This window comes from Amycolatopsis pittospori (assembly GCF_013870525.1).
In the GTDB taxonomy this organism is placed as follows: Bacteria; Actinomycetota; Actinomycetes; order Mycobacteriales; family Pseudonocardiaceae; genus Amycolatopsis; species Amycolatopsis pittospori.
The window spans coordinates 124,844-142,610 of record NZ_JACBXD010000002.1; the positions used below are offsets into that span (position 1 = coordinate 124,844).

General features: G+C 68.8%; 16 protein-coding genes. 5 read left to right on the forward strand and 11 right to left on the reverse strand.

The window, feature by feature from the left end; all coding sequences use genetic code 11:
- Nucleotides 1-235: 235 nt before the first annotated feature.
- Nucleotides 236-388 carry a hypothetical protein gene (locus tag H5J31_RS39715; RefSeq protein WP_236004500.1) on the forward strand — a complete coding sequence of 51 codons (153 nt, stop codon included), beginning with the start codon at nt 236-238 and terminating at the stop codon, nt 386-388.
- Nucleotides 389-771: 383 nt separating this feature from the next.
- A complete protein-coding gene (locus H5J31_RS01745; protein ID WP_181770616.1) occupies nt 772-2,037 on the forward strand; it encodes an HNH endonuclease signature motif containing protein in 1,266 nt (421 codons plus the stop codon).
- A gap of 783 nt (nt 2,038-2,820) precedes the next feature.
- Here the strand turns inward: H5J31_RS01745 and H5J31_RS01750 are convergent.
- Nucleotides 2,821-3,159, reverse strand: coding sequence for a winged helix-turn-helix transcriptional regulator (locus tag H5J31_RS01750; protein ID WP_181770617.1), 339 nt, complete (start codon nt 3,157-3,159; stop codon nt 2,821-2,823).
- Between the two features lie 119 nt (nt 3,160-3,278).
- Between H5J31_RS01750 and H5J31_RS01755 the strand changes: the two genes are divergently transcribed.
- Nucleotides 3,279-3,980, forward strand: a complete 702-nt coding sequence (locus tag H5J31_RS01755) for an alpha/beta fold hydrolase (protein ID WP_181770618.1) — start codon at nt 3,279-3,281, stop codon at nt 3,978-3,980.
- A gap of 96 nt (nt 3,981-4,076) precedes the next feature.
- Nucleotides 4,077-4,760, forward strand: coding sequence for a GOLPH3/VPS74 family protein (locus tag H5J31_RS01760; protein ID WP_181770619.1), 684 nt, complete (start codon nt 4,077-4,079; stop codon nt 4,758-4,760).
- A gap of 25 nt (nt 4,761-4,785) precedes the next feature.
- Here the strand turns inward: H5J31_RS01760 and H5J31_RS01765 are convergent, their stop codons facing one another.
- Both H5J31_RS01765 and H5J31_RS01770 read right to left on the reverse strand, forming a co-directional pair.
- Nucleotides 4,786-6,624: a serine/threonine-protein kinase gene (locus tag H5J31_RS01765; protein WP_181770620.1), complete on the reverse strand. Its 1,839-nt coding sequence runs from the start codon at nt 6,622-6,624 to the stop codon at nt 4,786-4,788.
- Between the two features lie 9 nt (nt 6,625-6,633).
- Nucleotides 6,634-8,490, reverse strand: coding sequence for a serine/threonine-protein kinase (locus H5J31_RS01770; protein WP_181770621.1), 1,857 nt, complete (start codon nt 8,488-8,490; stop codon nt 6,634-6,636).
- Nucleotides 8,491-8,581: 91 nt separating this feature from the next.
- Here H5J31_RS01770 and H5J31_RS01775 point away from each other — a divergent pair, with 91 nt between their 5' ends.
- Nucleotides 8,582-9,022: a hypothetical protein gene (locus H5J31_RS01775; protein WP_181770622.1), complete on the forward strand. Its 441-nt coding sequence runs from the start codon at nt 8,582-8,584 to the stop codon at nt 9,020-9,022.
- A gap of 6 nt (nt 9,023-9,028) precedes the next feature.
- Here H5J31_RS01775 and H5J31_RS01780 read toward each other — a convergent pair whose 3' ends face one another.
- The 8 genes from H5J31_RS01780 to H5J31_RS01815 form a co-directional block, all read right to left on the reverse strand.
- On the reverse strand, nt 9,029-9,655 hold the full coding sequence (locus H5J31_RS01780) for a class I SAM-dependent DNA methyltransferase (RefSeq protein ID WP_181770623.1): 627 nt from the start codon (nt 9,653-9,655) through the stop codon (nt 9,029-9,031).
- Nucleotides 9,656-9,743: 88 nt separating this feature from the next.
- Nucleotides 9,744-10,913 (reverse strand): family 43 glycosylhydrolase, encoded by a 1,170-nt coding sequence (locus H5J31_RS01785; protein WP_181770624.1) that lies wholly within the window; start codon nt 10,911-10,913, stop codon nt 9,744-9,746.
- Nucleotides 10,910-11,692, reverse strand: coding sequence for an endonuclease/exonuclease/phosphatase family protein (locus H5J31_RS01790; protein WP_181770625.1), 783 nt, complete (start codon nt 11,690-11,692; stop codon nt 10,910-10,912). Before H5J31_RS01790 ends, H5J31_RS01785 begins: the two co-directional genes overlap by 4 nt.
- Nucleotides 11,693-11,826: 134 nt before the next feature.
- On the reverse strand, nt 11,827-12,921 hold the full coding sequence (locus tag H5J31_RS01795; RefSeq protein WP_181770626.1) for an acetate/propionate family kinase: 1,095 nt from the start codon (nt 12,919-12,921) through the stop codon (nt 11,827-11,829).
- A gap of 24 nt (nt 12,922-12,945) precedes the next feature.
- Entirely contained in the window at nt 12,946-15,342 is a 2,397-nt protein-coding gene (locus H5J31_RS01800; RefSeq protein WP_328701344.1) for a phosphoketolase family protein, read from the reverse strand.
- The gene (locus H5J31_RS01805) at nt 15,339-16,235 is read right to left on the reverse strand and encodes a universal stress protein (RefSeq protein WP_181770628.1); all 897 of its coding nucleotides are present in this window, start codon (nt 16,233-16,235) and stop codon (nt 15,339-15,341) included. The genes H5J31_RS01800 and H5J31_RS01805 overlap by 4 nt, the downstream gene beginning before the upstream one ends.
- Nucleotides 16,235-16,837, reverse strand: coding sequence for a CBS domain-containing protein (locus H5J31_RS01810; RefSeq protein WP_181770629.1), 603 nt, complete (start codon nt 16,835-16,837; stop codon nt 16,235-16,237). Before H5J31_RS01810 ends, H5J31_RS01805 begins: the two co-directional genes overlap by 1 nt.
- The gene (locus H5J31_RS01815) at nt 16,834-17,730 is read right to left on the reverse strand and encodes a universal stress protein (RefSeq protein ID WP_181770630.1); all 897 of its coding nucleotides are present in this window, start codon (nt 17,728-17,730) and stop codon (nt 16,834-16,836) included. The genes H5J31_RS01810 and H5J31_RS01815 overlap by 4 nt, the downstream gene beginning before the upstream one ends.
- Between the last annotated feature and the right edge of the window lie 37 nt (nt 17,731-17,767).

Genomic DNA, 17,767 nt, shown 5'->3' on the forward strand with positions numbered 1-17,767 from the left:
CTCGCGTGGTGGACGAGGGGCTGCGGAAGAAGTGGTCGCCGGCGCAGATCGCGCGCAGGTTGCGGTTCGAGTATCCGATGGATCATTCTCGCCGAGTGTCACATGAAGCGATTTATCAGGCGTTGTTCGTGCGGGCGAAGGGGACTTTGCGGGCGGAGGTGGCCGAGGGTTACGTCAGGGCAGGATCAAGCGACGGGCCCGGTCGCGAGGGGGGCTGCGGGGCAAGATCAAGGACATGGTCCTGATTAGCGAGCGGCCGGCCGAGACCGAGGACCGTGCCGTGCCGGGTTTCCGGGAAGGCGATCTGATCGTGGGCGCGAACAATCAGTCACAGGTCGCGACCTTGGCCGAGCGGCGTACGTGGCCCCACGACTGGCCGCCAGAATGAACACCTTACCTGGCGTTTTCAAAAACAGCGTCATCTGGGACCAGGGCGGCGAGATGAGCCATCATAAGCAGTTCACCATGGCGGCGGGAATTCCGGTTTATTTTTGCGATCCGCGCTCACCCTCGGCAACGAGAACACCAATGGATTGTTGCGTCAATACCTCCCCAAGGGAACCGACCTATCCGGATATTCGCAGGACGAACTCCATGCCATCGCCTACGAGCTCAATGACAGGCCGCGGCAGACGCTGGGATGGCTTAAGCCGACCGAAGCGTTCAGCAAAGTGTTGCTAGACTAGATGCGGTGCACTCACCAGTTGAAACCGCCCGCAACTACGGAAAATTACGAACACCTGTTCGACCACGGTGTGGTATTCTTGAGGGGTGTCCGAGACCGAAGTTCCCGTTCTCCCTGAGCTGCCACAGGAGTTGTGGCGTGCCGGGAAGCTGGAGCTTGCCCATGGGGCGCGACACTTCCTGCAAGTGATGCGGGTCGCCGCTGCCGGGTTGGGGCGGTTTCTGGCGGAGATCGAGTCTCGGGGTGCCAAGGATTTGTACGGCTACGGGACTACCGAGGCGTGGTTCGCTGATCTCGCCGGTCTGACCCGTGGTGAGGCGGGGGATGTGGTGAAGCGTGCGGTCGCGTTGAATCCGACGCGCGCGCTTGATGGCACCGAAGTCCCGCCATTCGCGCCTGCCACCGCCGCTGTCGCGGCCGAGGGGCTGGTCGGTGAGCAGCGGATCGATCAGATCTTGGACATGCTGCGGAAGATCCCGGCAGAGACCTCACCCGAGGATCGGGCGTGCGCGGAGAACCAGCTCGCGAACCTCGGCCGTGACGCCGGGCCCTCGGAGATCGCGAAATGTGCGAAGCAGATGCTGGCATGGCTCGACCCCGACGGCAAAGAACCCAAAGATCCCGAGCCCACCCAGCCGCGCCGCGAACTCACTGTGGAGCGCCGCAAAGACGGCTTCTGGAACCTCAAGGGTCTTCTAGATGACGAACTCGGCGCCCGCACAGCAGCGTTCATCGAGGCCTACAGCAAACCCCGCCCGACCGACGAGTTCGGCGAGGCCGATTGGCGTACCAAGCCCGAACGCCAAGGTGACGCGTTCGCGGACCTGCTGGATCTGGCCATCGCCTGCCCGGACCAACCCGGCACCAACGGCTACCGGACCCTGGTGCACGTCACCATCGGACTCGACGAACTCAAAACCGGACTCGGGACCGCCTGCTTGGACTACGTCGGGGAGATGACCGCGCGGGAAGCCCGGATGGCCGCCTGCGACTGCCTGATGCTCCCCGTGGTCTTGAACGCCGCTGGGGAACCCCTCGATGTGGGACGGCTCAGGCGCTTCGTCACACCCGGCCAACGCCGGGCCCTGAACATCCGCGACGGGGGCTGCGCGTTCCCGGGCTGCCATCGACGGCCGAAGGGCTGTCACGCACACCACATCCATCACTGGGCAGACGGCGGACGGACCGACCTCCGCAACCTCGTCCTGCTCTGCAGCTTCCACCACCGCCTGATTCACCACGGTGAGTGGGAAGTCCGCATGGCCGCTGATGGGTTGCCGGAGTTCATCCCGCCTCAGTATCGGGATCCGTTACGAAGTCCCAGGCGCAACACCCTCCACCGCGCAGCCTGACCCCGAAGAGCCCGCCAGCCACCGGCGACGGGCCCTTCGGCATGCCCGCTAACCGAACGACGGCCCACGATGCTCGTTAGGAGGTTGACGCAAGAATTCTTCGGGGCCTCTGGAGCGTCCGAAGTGGACATACTCCGCACGAACGACTCCGGTCGGTCGTGAGCGCTCTCCAGGCAGCCGCGGCCTTGGAAGTGGGCATGGCATTTGATGACCGCTCAGACCCCCTCACCGCCGAAGCGACGGCGAACTAGTCGGGCTACTTCGCCGGTATCGCCGCACCACGTCTCGTCCGTTCCCTGGCCGTGCATCGTGGAGTCTCCGCCCGGGCGAACATCACGTCGCCGCGGTCCCCCGCCTCGGGAAGGTTCTCGGAGTCGGTTCGCCGCGATGTTCGTCGCCTACATCATCGCGGGCATATTCCTGGTCGCCGCGATCAGCGGGTCTCTGGGAAGTGGCGCTTGGATGATCGTCGGGCTCGCCGCCACCGGCTCCCCCGCTCTGATGATCCGGATCGGCCGCCTCCGATCGCCGGTACATCTGTTCCTTGCCGCGCTGGTCGCCGCGGCCCTCTTCGGAGCCACCTTCCTCGGAATCGCCACGACCACCCTCGGCATCAGCGCCCAGCTGCGGTTCCCCCGCGCTGCGGCCGCTCTGACCGCGGACACTCCCGGCCAGATCCTCGACCAGCTGATCGCCACTGAACCACGGCTACCGCCTGCTGCCGGCCTCGGTGATCGTCCTCCTGGGCCCCGTCGCCACAGGAGAGCCGGTGTCCCCAGCCGGCTACCGGTTGTCGTACGCCGCCCGAGCCTCGCCGATCTTCGGCAGATGCGTGAGGCTCCACTCCAGCAGCGGCGCGGTGGCCTCGCGCAGCGTCCGGCCTATCGTGGTGAGCTCGTAGCTGACGTGCGGCGGCATGACGTTGCGGACCGTGCGCGTCAGGATGCCGTCGCGCTCGAGGTCGCGCAGCGTCACGGTCAGCATGCGCTGGCTGATGCCGTCGATGGACCGCTTGAGTTCGGTGAACCGCAGTGGCCCGTCCTTGAGCACGCGCACGATCAGCAGCGCCCACTTGTCCCCGACGATCCCGAGGACTTCGCGGGCCTGGCACGGGTCCTGCATGGTTACCTCCTGAGAACCGGGGCACCGAAAAGTGCCGTATTGCCTGGTGCGCGTTCCGGGGTTCACGATGGGTCTCGGTTACCAAAAGGTATCGAGGCACTAGGAGGAACCGTACTACGATGGCCACCTTTCTGCTGGTACACGGCGCCTGGCACAGCAGGCGGGCCTGGGACCGACTGGTCCCGCTGCTGGAGTCGGCGGGGCACCGGGTCCTCGTCCCGTCGCTGACCGGCTACGGCGACAAGGCCCACCTGCTGAGCCCCGAGGTCGGGCTCGGCACCCACATCGACGACGTCGCCGGCCTGATCGTGGACGAGCGTCTCGACGACGTCGTGCTCGTCGGGCACAGCTACGCCGGGATGGTCATATCGGGAGTCTCCAACCGGCTCCCGGAACGAATCTCGCACCTGGTGTTCCTCGACGCTATGGTCCCCGAAGACGGCGAAACCGCGGCCGACGTCCTCCCGGTCACCAAGCAGCTCGTCGACATCGCCGTCGACGGCTGGCGGGTCCCGCCGCCGCCGGAGCAGCCGCCGCCGCTCGGCCTGTTCGGGGTCACCGATCCCGGCGACGTCGCCTGGTTGCGTTCGACCCTGTCGGACCACCCGGCGCGATGTCTCCAGGAGCCGGTCCGGCTGGACGACCCGGCCGCGCGCGCGATCCCGCGCACGCACATCCACTGCGTCGAGGACCAGCCGGCGGGCATCACCCGGCGTCCGGTACCGGCGGGCGAAACTCTGCGGGAGCTTCCCACCGGCCACGACTGCATGATCACCATGCCCGTGGAGCTCGCCGAACTGCTGCTCGACACGAAGGTATGACACCGTGTCACTGGTCCCGTCTCCGCATCCGTTGGACCATCGGGGGACGCACGGTTCCGTCCATCCCTTGTGGACGGTATGGAGAACGGGAGAACAATGCGGAGCGAAACGCTGATCGTCGAGGACCTGCTCCTGCTGCTGCTCGACGACGAGACCGGGACCCCCGCGGGAGCGGGCACCCTGCCCTACACCCTCGGCGGTGCCGTCCTCGCCGAGCTCGCCCTCCTCGGCAGGGTCGAGACACAAGGAAAGACCTCCGCTTTGAACGGGCCCGAGATCGTCGCGGTGGGAGAAGGGCCGCTTCCCGACCCGCTGCTGCAGGCCGCCTACGACCAGGTCGCCGAGAAGACCCGGCGCGTTCAGCCGCTGTTGCTCACGATCGGCGGCGGGCTCTGGAAGACCGTGACCGACAGGCTGATCGAGCGAGGCCTCATCAGGCGTGAGAAGAAGCGGGTGCTGGGTCTGTTCCCGACAACCAGGCTGCCCGCGGCCGACACACGACGCGAAGAAGCGCTCAGGCAGGAGATCCGCGCCGTGCTGGAGGAGGACAAGACTCCGGACGCGCGTACCGCGGCGGTGACCGCACTGCTCTCCGCGAGCGGCGCGCTGCCCTCACTCCGGCCCGCCCTGGCGTGGTCCGGGAAGGTCCACCAGCGCGCGAAGGAGATCGAGAGCGGCAACTGGGGTGCCTCGGCCGTCAACACCGCGGTGACGCGCACCGCGGCGGGGATCGCGGCGTCCACCGCCGCCGTGGCCGTCACCGTCGTCACCGCCACGTAGCCGGAGGTCGGGCAGGGAAAAAGTTCTAGCGCTTCGGCAGCCGGTTCAGGACGGAATCGGTGATCGCGCGTACCCGCTCACAGGCCCGCCCGCCGCTGTATCCATGCAGCCACACCGAAACGTACTCGGCATCGCCATCCGGGAGGGTGCGGTGCGGCCAGGAGAGGCGACAGCTCGACTCGGAGTCGTCGGTCACGTGCCCGACGACTCCGTTGCCGAGATCGACTGGGGCACCGTCGTCGACGTACAGACTCCGCTGCACTTTCACCTCCAAACGTTCGTCGTCCTTACTCCACCGGCAGTTCCGCAGACCGGCTGTGACGGCCCGGACGTCGGTCATGGTCTTGGTGACCACGGCGGCATCGGGGAGGGCGCAAGGGTCGAGCGGGAGCACACCGGCCGGCTCGTCCTGGCGATCGACCTCGTGGGTGCGCAGGCGGGCGAGCACGACGGTCAGCGCACTGTCGGCGACAGCGCATTCGTCGCCCACGCTCGTGTCGTTGTAGAGCATCACGTAAAGCGCCGGAGTGCCGGTCACCGGAATCAGCGAGTGGCAGCCCCCGCTGAAGGAGGCACGCAACAGCGGCAGCCCTTCGGCGGTGCGGTTGGTCGTACCGATGCCGCCGTTGACCACGGGTTCCCCGAGCCGGAGGTCGAAACGGAGGCCAGAGGAATTCTCGAACGTGCACCTGTCCGGAGATATCGGGTTCGAGTCCGGCTCCAGCGTGCCGAGGTCCTCTGTGTACCGGCCATCGAGCACCGTGCACGCGTCGACCCGGCGGAGCCGGTCCAGGGTCAGTGCCTCCGCCACCGGCATGGCCGCGGTACCGGGATCCCGCGGCGAGGTGATCGCCTGGATGACGACGACCAGCGTGCCGATCAGGGCGGCCACCGCCACCAGAGCCGTGACGATCCGCAGTCCCGCCCGGCTTTTCTTTTCCGGCAAGGGTTTCGCAGGTGGTCGCCACGCGGGGATCGGCAACGAGAGCACCGAACGCACTTCGGCCTCCTGCTGCCGGATGCGGGCGTGCACGGCGTCCGGCCAGGGTGCGGTCTCCGACGGGACGGGACCGAGGAAGTCCAGTAGCTGCTCGGGGGTGGGCCGCCGGGCCGGATCCTTGGCCAGGCACGGTTCGGCGAGTCGCCGGATTTCCGGTGGTACGGCGGAGAGATCGGGGTCGGTATGGACGACGTCGTACAGCGTCTGAGGCGCCGACGCACCGCTGAAGGGGCCGCGCCCGGTGGACGCCATGACCAGGATGGAACCGAGGGAGAACATGTCGGTGGCCGTGGTGACACGGCCGCCTCCGGCCTGTTCAGGCGACATGAACGCGGGTGAGCCGATGATGGCGCCCGTGTGGGTGAGCTCCTGCGCTTCTTCGACCGCGCGGGCGATGCCGAAGTCGATGACGCGGAGCCCGTCGCCGGCGAGAATGACGTTACTGGGCTTGAGATCGCGATGGATCAGCCCGGCACGGTGAATGTCCGTGAGTGCGGAGGCCAGTCCGGAGGCGAGCCGGCGGACGGCTTCGGCGGGGAGCGGGCCGGTCGCGTCCACGGCCGCGCGCAGATCGGGGCCGGTGACGAAAACCGAAGCGAGCCAAGGGGATTCGGCTTCGGGATCGGCGTCCATGACAGCGGCGGTGTAGGCGCCGGAGACCAGGCGTGAGGCGGTGACCTCGCGGCGGAAGCGTTCGCGGAAGCCGGGGTCGTGCGCGAACTCGGCGTGGATCTGTTTGACGGCGACGAGCCGGCCGTCGGGGGCGAGTCCGAGTACGACCCGGCCCATACCCCCTTCGCCGAGTTCGGCGATGATCCGGTGGGGGCCGACCTGCCGGGGGTCCCCGGGATTCAACGGTTTCATCGGCCGGTCCTAGGGTTTCGGCAACATCGGGAGCAGCGCACTGACGAACTCCTCGGCCTTGGCACAGGTCTGCTGCGTGGTCTTGCCGCCTTCGCGCTCATACGTCACCCTGACGTTCTCGCCGACGCGCTCGGTCATCGCCCGGTGCTGCCAGGTCAGGGCACAGCCAGGGGGTCCCCCCGACGGGCGCTCGTCGCGGTACACCGTGGTACCGCCGACCTCCACCGGCACGACACCCCCGGCGGCGGCCTGCTCCGGTCCGTGCGGCGGATACCCCAGCTCCACCACGAGTCGCAAGGTGCCGTCGGCTTGGTAGACACACTGGTGCAGGTCCTCGAGGGCGGTGGCCCGCACGGGGCCGATCACCCGGGCGACCCTTTCGGGCCAGAGCAGTGCGCAGGGGTCCAGCCCGATCAGCGATTTCGGCGCCATGTCGCGTCCGTGACCACCCGCGCGGATCCGCCGCACGGCCTCTCCGAGTCCGGCTTTCGCCACCGCGCACATCTCGTCCGGAGAGAGCGGGCCGCCGATCTCGGAGAGCAGCATGACGTTCTGGAGACCGGCGACCGGAACGGCGGCCGTACACGAGCTGCCGAAGGTGCTGGTGTACATCGGCAGGCCTTCCAGGTCCCCGGCCGGGACGCTCTCGATCGGGCTGGGACCGACACCGAGCTTCAGCGCACCGTAAAGGCAGTCCAGCCGTCGCCCGGGTGAGGTCACCGCCAGCGCACCGAGCACGGGTGCCTCCCAGCCTGCCAGCACCTTGCACAGGTCGACCCGGCGCAGGTTGTCCGGGCCGAGCGGATCCGGATTGACCGGCGTGGTCACCGCCGTTCCGGGCGGTGGCGCCGACGCGACCGCCGGTGCTGGTTCCGGCGGCTTCAGTAGCTTGATCGCCACGAATGCGGCGGCGACCAACAGCACCACCACGGCCACGGCGATACCGGAAATAAGTACACGCCGGGAGTGCTTAGGCGCGGGCGGGTTCAGCAGTTCCCGCACCTCGGCCTGCTGCGCCTCGAACAGCTGGGGCACCGGCTGTGGCCATGGGTCGGCCGCCGGCGCGATCGGACCGAGCTGACGCAGTACCCAGGCGGGGTCCGGCCGGTCACCGGGATCTTTCGCCAGGCAGGCCTCGGCGATCCTTCGCAGGTCGTCCGGGACCCGGCTCAGATCAGGCTGGGCGTGCACGACGTTGTAGAGGGTGTGCGGAGTGGACGATCCGGTGAACGGGCCCTGCCCGGTCGCGGCCATCACCAGCAAGGATCCGAAGGAGAACAGGTCGCTCGCCGGGCCGATCGCCTGTCCGCGTGCCTGTTCCGGCGACATGAACCCGGGCGAGCCGATGATCGCTCCGGTGTGGGTGAGTTCCGAGTCGCCCTCGATGGCGCGGGCGATACCGAAGTCGATCACCCGCGGGCCGTCTCCGGTGAGAATGACGTTACCGGGTTTGAGATCGCGGTGGACCAGCCCGGCGCGGTGGATCTCCCCCAGCGCCATTGCCAGCCCGGCGGCCAGGTACCGCAGCGAGTACGGCGGCAACGGCCCACCGGCCGCCACCGCCTCCGCAAGCGAGGGGCCCGGTACGAACATCGACGCCAGCCAGGGGGTCGGCGCGTCGGGATCGGCATCCATCACCGCGGCGGTGAAGGCGCCCGACACCATTCTCGAAGCAGCGACCTCGCGGCGGAACCGCTCGCGGAAACCGGAATGGTGGGCGAAGCCCGGGCGCACCTGCTTGACGGCGACCAGCCGCCCGTCGGGCGAGCGGCCCAGCAGCACCCGGCCCATTCCACCCTGGCCGAGCACGGCGAACACCCGGTAACGACCCACCTCGGCGGGCTCCCCGGCTTCCAGCGATTTCATGACGCCCCCTTGATCGAGAGCGATGATACAAACCGGTGACGTGGACGGATGCGGTGCGCGGGGCCGTGGCGGAGCAGGCTAGTTTCCTCGGGTGACCCTCCTCGATGATGTGGCCGAGCGCGACGGCTGGCGCTGCTGGGTGTGCGACGAACCGGTCGACCCCGACATGTCGGTGAACGACCCGAGGGGGCCGAGTGTCGACAGCCGGACCGCCGACCGGAAGGCCAAGATCGCCGAGCGGCTCGCGCATCGCGGCTGCAATACCCGCAAGGGCGCGGTCAAGGTGGTCATCGCCTGGCCGGACGGCTTGCACGTGGTCGAACCCGCGCCGTTGATCACCGTCGCCGGGAGGTTGGAACGCAAAGGGGGCCGCGAAATGGTGGCCCGTTGTCCGACCGAACAGGACGCCCGGGAAGCGGCGGATTGGCTCGTGGACCGGTTCTCCCGGCTCGTGCCGGGGCTGCCGGTGACCGCGAACATCGAACCGGGAGGCGGCCAGTTCCTCGTCATCCTGGCCGCCGGCCGCCGCTGACCTGGATCAGCGAGACGGCGACGCGGGCCTTCGGGCGAACAGGATCGCACCGGGTTTCGGCTCGTCCGGATTCAGCAGATGCTGCGATTCCACGGTGAAACCCGCCTCGCGGAGCCATTCGGCCACGCGGGACGGCTGACGGAGGTATCCGGACGCCCGGGTGGTCCGGTCGCCGTGGTCGTCACCGACGTGGAATCCCACGGCCGCCACCCCGCCCGGCCGCAGGACGCGATGGAACTGGGCGAGCACGCCTGCCACGGCGTCGTCCGGGATGTGGATCAGCGACCACCACGCGAGCACACCGGCGAGAGAAGCGTCGGCGAGCCGCAGATCGGTCATCGAACCGACCTCGAACCGCGCATCGGAGTGCTCGCGGCGGGCGATCTCGATCATCGCGGGTGACAGGTCGATACCGAACGCGTCCGCGCCCAGCTCACGCAGCAGCGCGGTGGTGTGTCCCGGCCCGCAGCCGACGTCGGCGACGGGGCCGCCGCCGATCGCGCGGACCAGGTCGGCGAACAGGACGACCCCCGCGCGAACGTGGAGCTTCCTTTCGAGCAGGTCGCGGGTCTCTTCGGCGTAGTCCGCCGCGTCGGCGTCGTAGGAGTTCCGGGTTTCGCTCAACCAGGTCATCAACGGACCGTAGTCCTTTCGAGCGAGCGTCGACAGGTAGTGGACCTCGTCCGGCCGCTCGGTTCGAGCAGCCGGACGAGGTCTTCGGTCACCAGGTCACGGTGAACTCGGCGGTGGCCCCGCCGCCGGTCTTGGTCAGCCGCGCGATCCTGCTCCGTCGTTCCGGGGACGGGTCGTCCTGCGGGAGAGGACTCGCGTCGGTGATGTAGTTCCACGCGGCCCACCAGGAGCCGTCGGGCGCCTGGAACGCGTTGAAGGCGCCGGGTCCCCGCTTGTTACCCGGCAGGTTCTTCTTGTGGTACCGGTCCGGCAGGCCCGGCCGGAACCGTGGCTCGCCGTCCGGGTCGGGCTGGTAGGAGAAGTACGCGCGCTGCTCGTACATCGGCGTGCACCGGTTGTCGGTCAACGCCGTCCCGCAGTAGGCGACGCCGGTGGAATAGCGGTTCGCGTACCAGTTGTTCCCCGAATAGAAGAGATACCACTCCCCGTCCATGCGGACGGCGTTCGGATTCTCGATCGTGAGTACGTCCTCCGGCGGACTGTTGTGGTGTGTCCACTCGAGATTCGCGTTGTCGATGAGCTTCTTCGCGTCGGCTTCCGACAACCGCCGAACGTGGCGCGATCGGTCGAAGTCCAGTTTGGCGGCGCCCAGGGCGGTGACTCGGTCCTGCGTCCACGCCCCGTTGCGCAGGGTCAGCCAGACCTCGCCCTGTCCCCTGCTCACGTCGGCGTCGATCGCCCACCCGCGCTCCGGGCAGAACAGCGGATCTGCGTTGGCGACGAACCCTCCCGTGGCGCGTAACGACGTCGCGTAACCGATGCAGTGCTTCGCCTGACCGGCGGGCTCGGAGCCGGGCAGTGCCGCGCTGTAGAAAAGGTAGTAGACGACCCGGCCGTCCTCCTGGCGCGCGAACATCCCCGGTGTCCACAGTGGAGAGTCCGGTCTCGCCCAGTAACCGGCGGGGAACGTGGCGCCCTCCCACGCGTCTCCGTCGATCGCGCCGCGGCGCTGGAAGGTCCCGCCGGCGAACTCGACCTTCGTATAGGGCAGTTTGTTGCCGGGGATGCTCGCGCCGACAGCGACGTAGGTGTTCGTGTCCGGCACTCGCATCAGATCCGCCGCCGGGAACCGGAAGTCCAGCGACTCGTCGCGCGGGCCGGTCTCGGCCGGGCCGGCCGTCGCGCTCGGTACGGGCACCAGCAGACCGGCGAGGACCGCGACGGCGACCAAGGCGCGGCCTGGCGAGCCCCGCCTCATCGCGTCACCGTCACCCGGACGCGGACCGGGCGGTGATCGCTTCCGTAGCCGGCGAGGGCGTCGACCTCGGAACCGGTCGAGTCCTTCTTCGCCCATACGTGGTCGATGGACCTGGAGTCGTGACTCGGGGCGCTGAAGGGTTCGGCCACACGCCGCAGCCCAGCCATCAGGTCCGAGCCCGGTTCGGCGTTGAAGTCACCCATGACCACCGGCTCGGCCGCGCGAGAGGAGAACCAGTCCGCGGTCTTGCGGACCTGCAGATTGTGCAGTTCGCGGTTGAGCTCGAACCGCTGCGCGGACGGGGTGAGGTGCACGACCCCGACGACCCACTCGAAGCCCGCTCCTCCGACCCGGACCCAGTTGACGTACTTCGGCGGAACCCAGCAGCCGCAGTCACCGGGTTCCGCGGGCCCGGTGCCGGGTGTGGAGGGGTCCACTTTGGACGCGGGCGAGATCTCCTGAGCGCCGTGGCCGGTGATGGTCATGTTGCCGCGCACGAGGATGGCGTTGTGCTTGACCGCTCGGCGGTCCGTCTCGTAGATGGCGACGTACCCCGTCGCGGCCGCGGCCTCCTTCACCACTTCCTCGCGGTCGGCGACCTCCTGCAGCCCGATGACCGCGGGGCGTTCGGTCTCGATGAGGCGGACGAGGTCGGCCTTGAAGCCGCCCGCGTCCCCCGCGTTGTACGTGACGACCTTGATCGTGCGTTCGGCCGGCGCCGCGGCCGCCTCGGCCCCGGGCACGGCGACGAGAGCTACGAGAGGTGCGAAAAGTGCCAAGGCGAGGATTTTGCGTCGCGACTTCGAACGTGCCGACGGCTCATTGATCGTTTCCATGGGTTCCCTCCAGTGTCGATGTCGGAGGGAATCGGAACACCGGCGGTCCGACCCGGGCAACGCACTTCACGATCCCGTCATTTTCCCGAAAGAATTGCCCCCGCGGCCAGCACCGCTTCCGCGTCCATCGCCAGCTCGCCGTCCTCCCCCGTGCCCAGGACGAACGCGGTCACCGGGGCGCCATCCGGACTGATCACCCGATCGCCGTCGCCGAGGCAGCGGGCCGGATCGACGGAGATCCCCAGCACGTCCAGGTTCTCGGCCACCCGCGTGAGCAGCTCCGGCCGATGTTCGGCCACCCCGCCGGTGAACACGACGGCGTCGAGCCGGTCGAGGCTCACCACCATCGCGCCGATCTCACGCCGGATCCGGTGCAGGTAGACCTCGATGGCCGTCGCCGCGTCCGGGTCGCCCTTGGCGACCAGCGCGAAGACGGCGCGCAGATCCCCGTCCGTCCCGGTCATCCCGGCGAGCCCGGAGCGGCGGTAGAGCGTGTCTTCCATCGCGTCGGCCGACAGGGGCGCGGTGCGCATGACGTGCAGGAGCAGGCCGGGGTCGATCGAACCGGACCTGGTGGCCATCGCCGGGCCTTCCAGCGCGGTGAAACCCATACTGGTGTCGACACTCCGCCCGTTCCGGATCGCCGTCACCGAGACTCCGGCGCCGAGGTGACAGCACAGCAGCCTGGGATCTTCGATCCCGAGAAGCTCCCTGGCGCGGCGAACGGCATGCCGGCACGACAGACCGTGGAAACCGTAGCGGCGAAGCCTCCCCTGCCGCGTCCATTCCCGCGGCAGGGGGTACTGGGCGGCGGCGGCCGGGAGGCCGGCGTGGAACGCGGTGTCGAATCCGGCCACCACCGGTACGCCGGGGTGGGATCGGAGAACCGCCCTGGCGAACGCGACCGCCTGTGGCTGATGCAGAGGGGCGAGCGGAACGAGCCGTTCGAGGGCGTCGACGCCTTCTTTGGTCAACAGCTCGGGCCCGGATCGGGAACCCCCGTGAACGAACCGGATCGCGACGGCGTCCAGATCGGACCAGCGGCCGAGTACCTCGGACACCACCTTCTCGGAGGCGTCCGCGGGCCACGCCGCCCAGCCCACCGGGGACCCGTCGATCACCAGTGACGCCTTCAGGCTCGAAGAGCCCGGATTCACCGTCAACACCCGCACGAGAGCTCCCTCGATGCCCGGCCGTCACCCATCGGCGCCGGCCCATGTCCAGTCCCGGATCTCCGGGAGGTCTTCGCCGTGCTCGACGATCCAGCGGCGATGCCGTTCGCGGGCGTCGGTCATCCGCTCCCGAACCGCGCCCGCCGTGGCGAGCAGCCCCGGCACGCGGTCGATCACGTCGATCACCAGCTGGAAACGGTCCATGTCGTTGCGCACCAGCATGTCGAACGGCGTCGTCGTGGCGCCGTGTTCGATGTAGCCGCGGACGTGCAGGCCGTCGTGGTTCGTACGGCGATAGGCCAGCCGGTGGATCAGCCATGGATAACCGTGGTAGGCGAACAGAACCGGCCGGTCCGGGGTGAACATCGCGTCGAACTCCCGGTCCCCCATGCCATGCGGATGCTCCACGGCGGGTTGCAGACGCATCAGGTCGACCACGTTCACCACCCGCACCGCGACGTCGGGCAGGAGCTCCCGCAGCAGTTTGGCCGCCGCGAGTACTTCGAGCGTCGGCGCGTCGCCGGCGCAGGCGAGGACGACGTCGGGTTCGCGATGGGTATGGGTGCTCGCCCATTCCCAGATTCCCGCGCCGCGCGCGCAATGCAGCGCGGCCTGCTCGTCGTCGAGCCACACCGGGGTGTCGTTCTTGCCCGCCACGATCACGTTCACGTAGTCCCGGCTCGCCAGGCAGTGCGCCGCGACGTGCAGCAAGGTGTTCGCGTCCGGCGGGAAGTAGACCCGGACGACCTCGGCGCTCTTGTTCGCCACGTGATCCACGAAACCGGGGTCCTGGTGCGAGAACCCGTTGTGGTCCTGCCGCCAGACATGGGAGGTCAGCAGGTAGGTCAGGGAGGCCACCGGCCGCCGCCACGGGATCCCCCGGTGCACCTTGAGCCATTTGACGTGCTGGTTGAGCATCGAATCGACGATGTGCACGAAAGCCTCGTAGCAGGAGAAAAGCCCGTGCCTGCCGGAAAGGAGATAACCTTCGAGCCAGCCTTGGCACAGGTGTTCCGACAGCACCTCCATGACCCGGCCGTCCGGCGCGAGGTGTTCGTCGGCCGGTTCGACGGCCGCGGTCCAGGTCTTGTCGGTCACCTCGAAGACCGCGTCGAGCCGGTTGGAAGCGGTCTCGTCCGGGCCGAAGAGCCGGAAGTTCGCGGCACGGCGGTTCAACGCGAACACGTCACGCAGATACCGCCCGAGTACACGGGTGGGTTCGGCGGTCACGATGCCCGGCCGCGCGACCGGGATCGCGTGCGCCGCGACGCCGGGCAGGTCCAGCGACCTCAGTACGAGGCCGCCGTTGGCGTGCGGACTCGATCCCATCCTCCGGTCACCCCGCGGGATGAGCGCGGTCACCTCCGGTGAAGGTCGACCGTCTTCGTCGAACAACGTCTCGGGCCGGTAGGACCGCAGCCAGTCCTCCAGCTGCCGCAGATGCGCGGGATCGACGCGGGCTTCGGGGATCGGCACCTGATGCGACCGCCAGGTCCCCTCGACCTGCTTACCGTCCACAACGGACGGTCCGGTCCAGCCTTTCGGGCTGCGCAGGACGATCAGCGGCCATCTCGGCCGCCCGAAGGACCGGCTCGCCGAGCGGGCCCGGGTCTGGATGCCGTCGATCTCGTCGAGCGCGCCGTCCAGAGCCGTCGCCATCTCCTGGTGCATGAACGCCGGGTCGTCGCCCTCCACATACCTCGGCGCGTAGCCGTATCCGCGCAGCAGTTCGTCGAGTTCCGTCTGCGAGATCCGGGACAGGATCGTCGGATTCGCGATCTTGTAGCCGTTGAGGTGCAGGATCGGCAGGACCGCGCCGTCACGGGCCGGGTCGAGGAACTTGCCCGAATGCCAGCTGGCGGCCAAGGGACCGGTCTCCGCCTCGCCGTCCCCGACGACGCAGGCGACGACGAGGTGCGGATTGTCGAACGCGGCTCCGTGGGCGTGCGCGAGCGAGTAGCCCAATTCGCCGCCCTCGTGGATCGAACCGGGTACCTGGGGCGCGACGTGGCTCGGTACCCCACCGGGGAACGAGAACTGCCGCACCAGCCGGCGCAGACCCGCGCTGTCGCGGGAAACCTCGGGCCAGGCCTCGGAATAGCTGCCTTCGAGCCAGGTGTGCGCGTACAGCGCCGGACCGCCGTGACCGGGCCCGGTCACGAACATCGCTTCGAGATCTCGCTTCACGATGACCCGGTTCATATGGGCGTACACGAAGTTGAGACCGGGTGAGGTCCCCCAATGTCCCAGCAGCCGGGGTTTGATGTGCTCCGGTTTCAGCGGCACGGTCAGGAGAGGGTTGTCCATCAGGTAGATCTGACAGGCCGCGAGGTAGTTCGCGGCGCGCCACTGAGCGTCCACTTGCGACAGTTCGGTCGCGGTCAGTTCCCCACCGGCGGCCGGTGCGCCCAGGACCGTCACCGCGACTTCTTCGGCCGGACCACCAGCACCGGGCATTCCGCGTGGTGCACCAGTGCCTGGCTCGTCGAACCGAGCAGCGAGCCGGTGAACCCACCGCGACCCCGGCTGCCCACGACCACCAGCTGCGCCTCGGCGCTCCGTTCCAGCAGTACATGCCTCGGGTTGTCCCTGGCCAGGACTCGCCGTACCTCGACGTCGGGATACTTCTCCTGCCATCCGGCCAGCCGCTGTGCCAGCAGGCTGGCTTCCTCGTCCTCGATGGACTCCCACTGCGTCACCAGCCGGGCCATCCCGAACGCGTCGTCGTAGGTCACGTCCTTCCAAGCGTGCACGGCCACCAGCGGCGCTCCACGCCACGACGCCTCCTCGAAGGCGACCGCCAGCGCGCGTTCGCTGAGCGGGCTGCCGTCGATCCCGACGACCACGGGTCCGTTCACCGAGTAGGTGGTCGTCCCCTTCCGGCCACGGATCACCACCACCGGGCAGGCCGCGTGACCGACCACCGCCGAGGCGGTGGACCCGAGCGTCAGCTCCGAGAAGAACCCGCGGCCGGAACTGCCGAGCACCACGAACGCCGCCGTGTCCGACGCGTCGATCAGGTACGGGATCGGCGAACCCGTGGGCATCGACGTGTCGACGTCCAGTTCCGGCGACACGGCACGCGCCTGCCCGACGGCCTCGTCGAGCACTCGCCGCCCTTCTCCGGCCATGTCGTCGAAGAGGATCTGCGGTCCGGCCAGCCCGCCACCGTAGGCGAACCTCTCGAGGTGGAGTGCGTGCACGATCAGCAGTCCCAGCCGCCGTTGCCCGGCGAGGCCCGCGGCCCAGCGGACCGCCTCACCGCTCGGCTCGCTCCCGTCCACCCCGACGACGATCTTCCCCGAGTCGGCCATCACTCACCCTCCTGATACATCACTTTGGCTTCGGTCACTCCGGGAACGGCCTCGGCGAGCACCTTCGCCACGTGCCGGTCCGTGTCACTGTCATAGGCGTCGCCGATCCGGACGGCGCCGTCGTGGACTTCGACCGTCCACCGGCCGTGGCCGCCGTAGATCCCGAGGTGATGCCGGACGTCGGCTTCGATCGCCGCGTCGGGACGCGCGAAGGCGCGCACGAAATCACCGCGCGTCAGGATCCCGATCAGCTTGGCGCCGTCCACGATGGGCATCGCGCGGATGCGGCCGTCCAGCAACGCCCGGCCGACATCGGCGATGTCGGAACCGCCGCTCATCCCCGTCGCCGGTGTCGTCATCACGTCGGCGACGGTGGTCCCGGGATCGGATCGTCCGTCACGTGCGCCCGCGGAGCGGATGTCCTGCGGGAACCTGTCCCGCATCACGTCGGCTTCGGTCACGATGCCGATCAGACGGTCGTCGTCATCGACCACCGGCAGTGCGGTGAACCCCCGGTCCGCCAGCACCTCCGCGGCGTGTTTGGCCGTCGTCCGCGGCGTCACCGTGACGACCGGAACGCTCATCAGATCGCGTGCCCTCATGACTGTTCCGGCCGGATCACGGCGACCGGGCACTCCGAATGCGCCACCAGTGCCTGACTCGTCGAACCGAGCAGCATCCCCTGGAAACCACCGCGTCCCCGGCAGCCCACCACCAGGAGCTGCGCACGCTCGCCGAAACCGAGCAGAGTCCGTACGGGACGTCCCTTCGTCACGACGATCTCCAAGGGGACGTCAGGTTCCTTGTCCCGCCAAAGGGCCACCTGCCCCTCGACCGCCGTGCGCTCGGCCACCTCGGTCGCGGCGGCGTCGACCGCGTGCCCGTGGGGCCACCGTTCACCGTTCTCCGCCACCTCGTTCCAGGTCCGGACCACGACGAGTCCGGTGCCGCGCAAGGCCGCCTCCTCGAAGGCGAACGCGATGGCCGACGTACTGGCCGGGGAACCGTCCGTCCCCACGACGATCGGTCCGGTCTCCGGCGGTGAATCCGCCGGGTGTTTGCCTCTGGCGACGACGATCGGGCAATGCCCGTGCTGCGCCAGCGCCACCGCCGTCGACCCGACCAGGAGCCCGGTGAAACCGCCGAGACCCCGCGAACCGAGCACGATCATCGTCGCGGTCAGTGACTCCTGGACCAGCGCCGCCACCGGATTCCACTCGCGCGCCGCCGCTTCGACCACGAGATCCGGGTGACGCTCCAGCACTGCCTCACGAGCGACCGAAAGCCACTCCTGGCCGCGGTTCTCGAAGCCGGCCCGGATCTCCTCCGCCGAGCCCGCCACGCTGGGTATCCGCGCCGGAACCGTGTACACGTTCACCAGCCGGAGGGGCCGGTTACGGCGCGAGGCCTCACCAGCCGCCCATACGGCGGCACGGACGGCGGATCCCGATCCGTCGATCCCTGCCACGACGGCGCCCTCGGTGACCTTGCGCATGGTTCGCTCCCTTCGACTGGCTCACGACGACCGCGTC

Excerpts from the sequence above, each read along its gene's own strand:
- H5J31_RS39715 (WP_236004500.1), top strand. The coding sequence starts at position 236 with ATGGTCCTGATTAGCGAGCGGCCGGCCGAGACCGAGGACCGTGCCGTG.
- H5J31_RS01750 (WP_181770617.1), bottom strand. The coding sequence starts at position 3,159 with ATGCAGGACCCGTGCCAGGCCCGCGAAGTCCTCGGGATCGTCGGGGAC.
- H5J31_RS01755 (WP_181770618.1), top strand. The coding sequence starts at position 3,279 with ATGGCCACCTTTCTGCTGGTACACGGCGCCTGGCACAGCAGGCGGGCC.
- H5J31_RS01760 (WP_181770619.1), top strand. The coding sequence starts at position 4,077 with ATGCGGAGCGAAACGCTGATCGTCGAGGACCTGCTCCTGCTGCTGCTC.
- H5J31_RS01765 (WP_181770620.1), bottom strand. The coding sequence starts at position 6,624 with ATGAAACCGTTGAATCCCGGGGACCCCCGGCAGGTCGGCCCCCACCGG.
- H5J31_RS01770 (WP_181770621.1), bottom strand. The coding sequence starts at position 8,490 with ATGAAATCGCTGGAAGCCGGGGAGCCCGCCGAGGTGGGTCGTTACCGG.
- H5J31_RS01780 (WP_181770623.1), bottom strand. The coding sequence starts at position 9,655 with ATGACCTGGTTGAGCGAAACCCGGAACTCCTACGACGCCGACGCGGCG.
- H5J31_RS01785 (WP_181770624.1), bottom strand. The coding sequence starts at position 10,913 with ATGAGGCGGGGCTCGCCAGGCCGCGCCTTGGTCGCCGTCGCGGTCCTC.
- H5J31_RS01805 (WP_181770628.1), bottom strand. The coding sequence starts at position 16,235 with ATGGCCGACTCGGGGAAGATCGTCGTCGGGGTGGACGGGAGCGAGCCG.
- H5J31_RS01810 (WP_181770629.1), bottom strand. The coding sequence starts at position 16,837 with ATGAGGGCACGCGATCTGATGAGCGTTCCGGTCGTCACGGTGACGCCG.
- H5J31_RS01815 (WP_181770630.1), bottom strand. The coding sequence starts at position 17,730 with ATGCGCAAGGTCACCGAGGGCGCCGTCGTGGCAGGGATCGACGGATCG.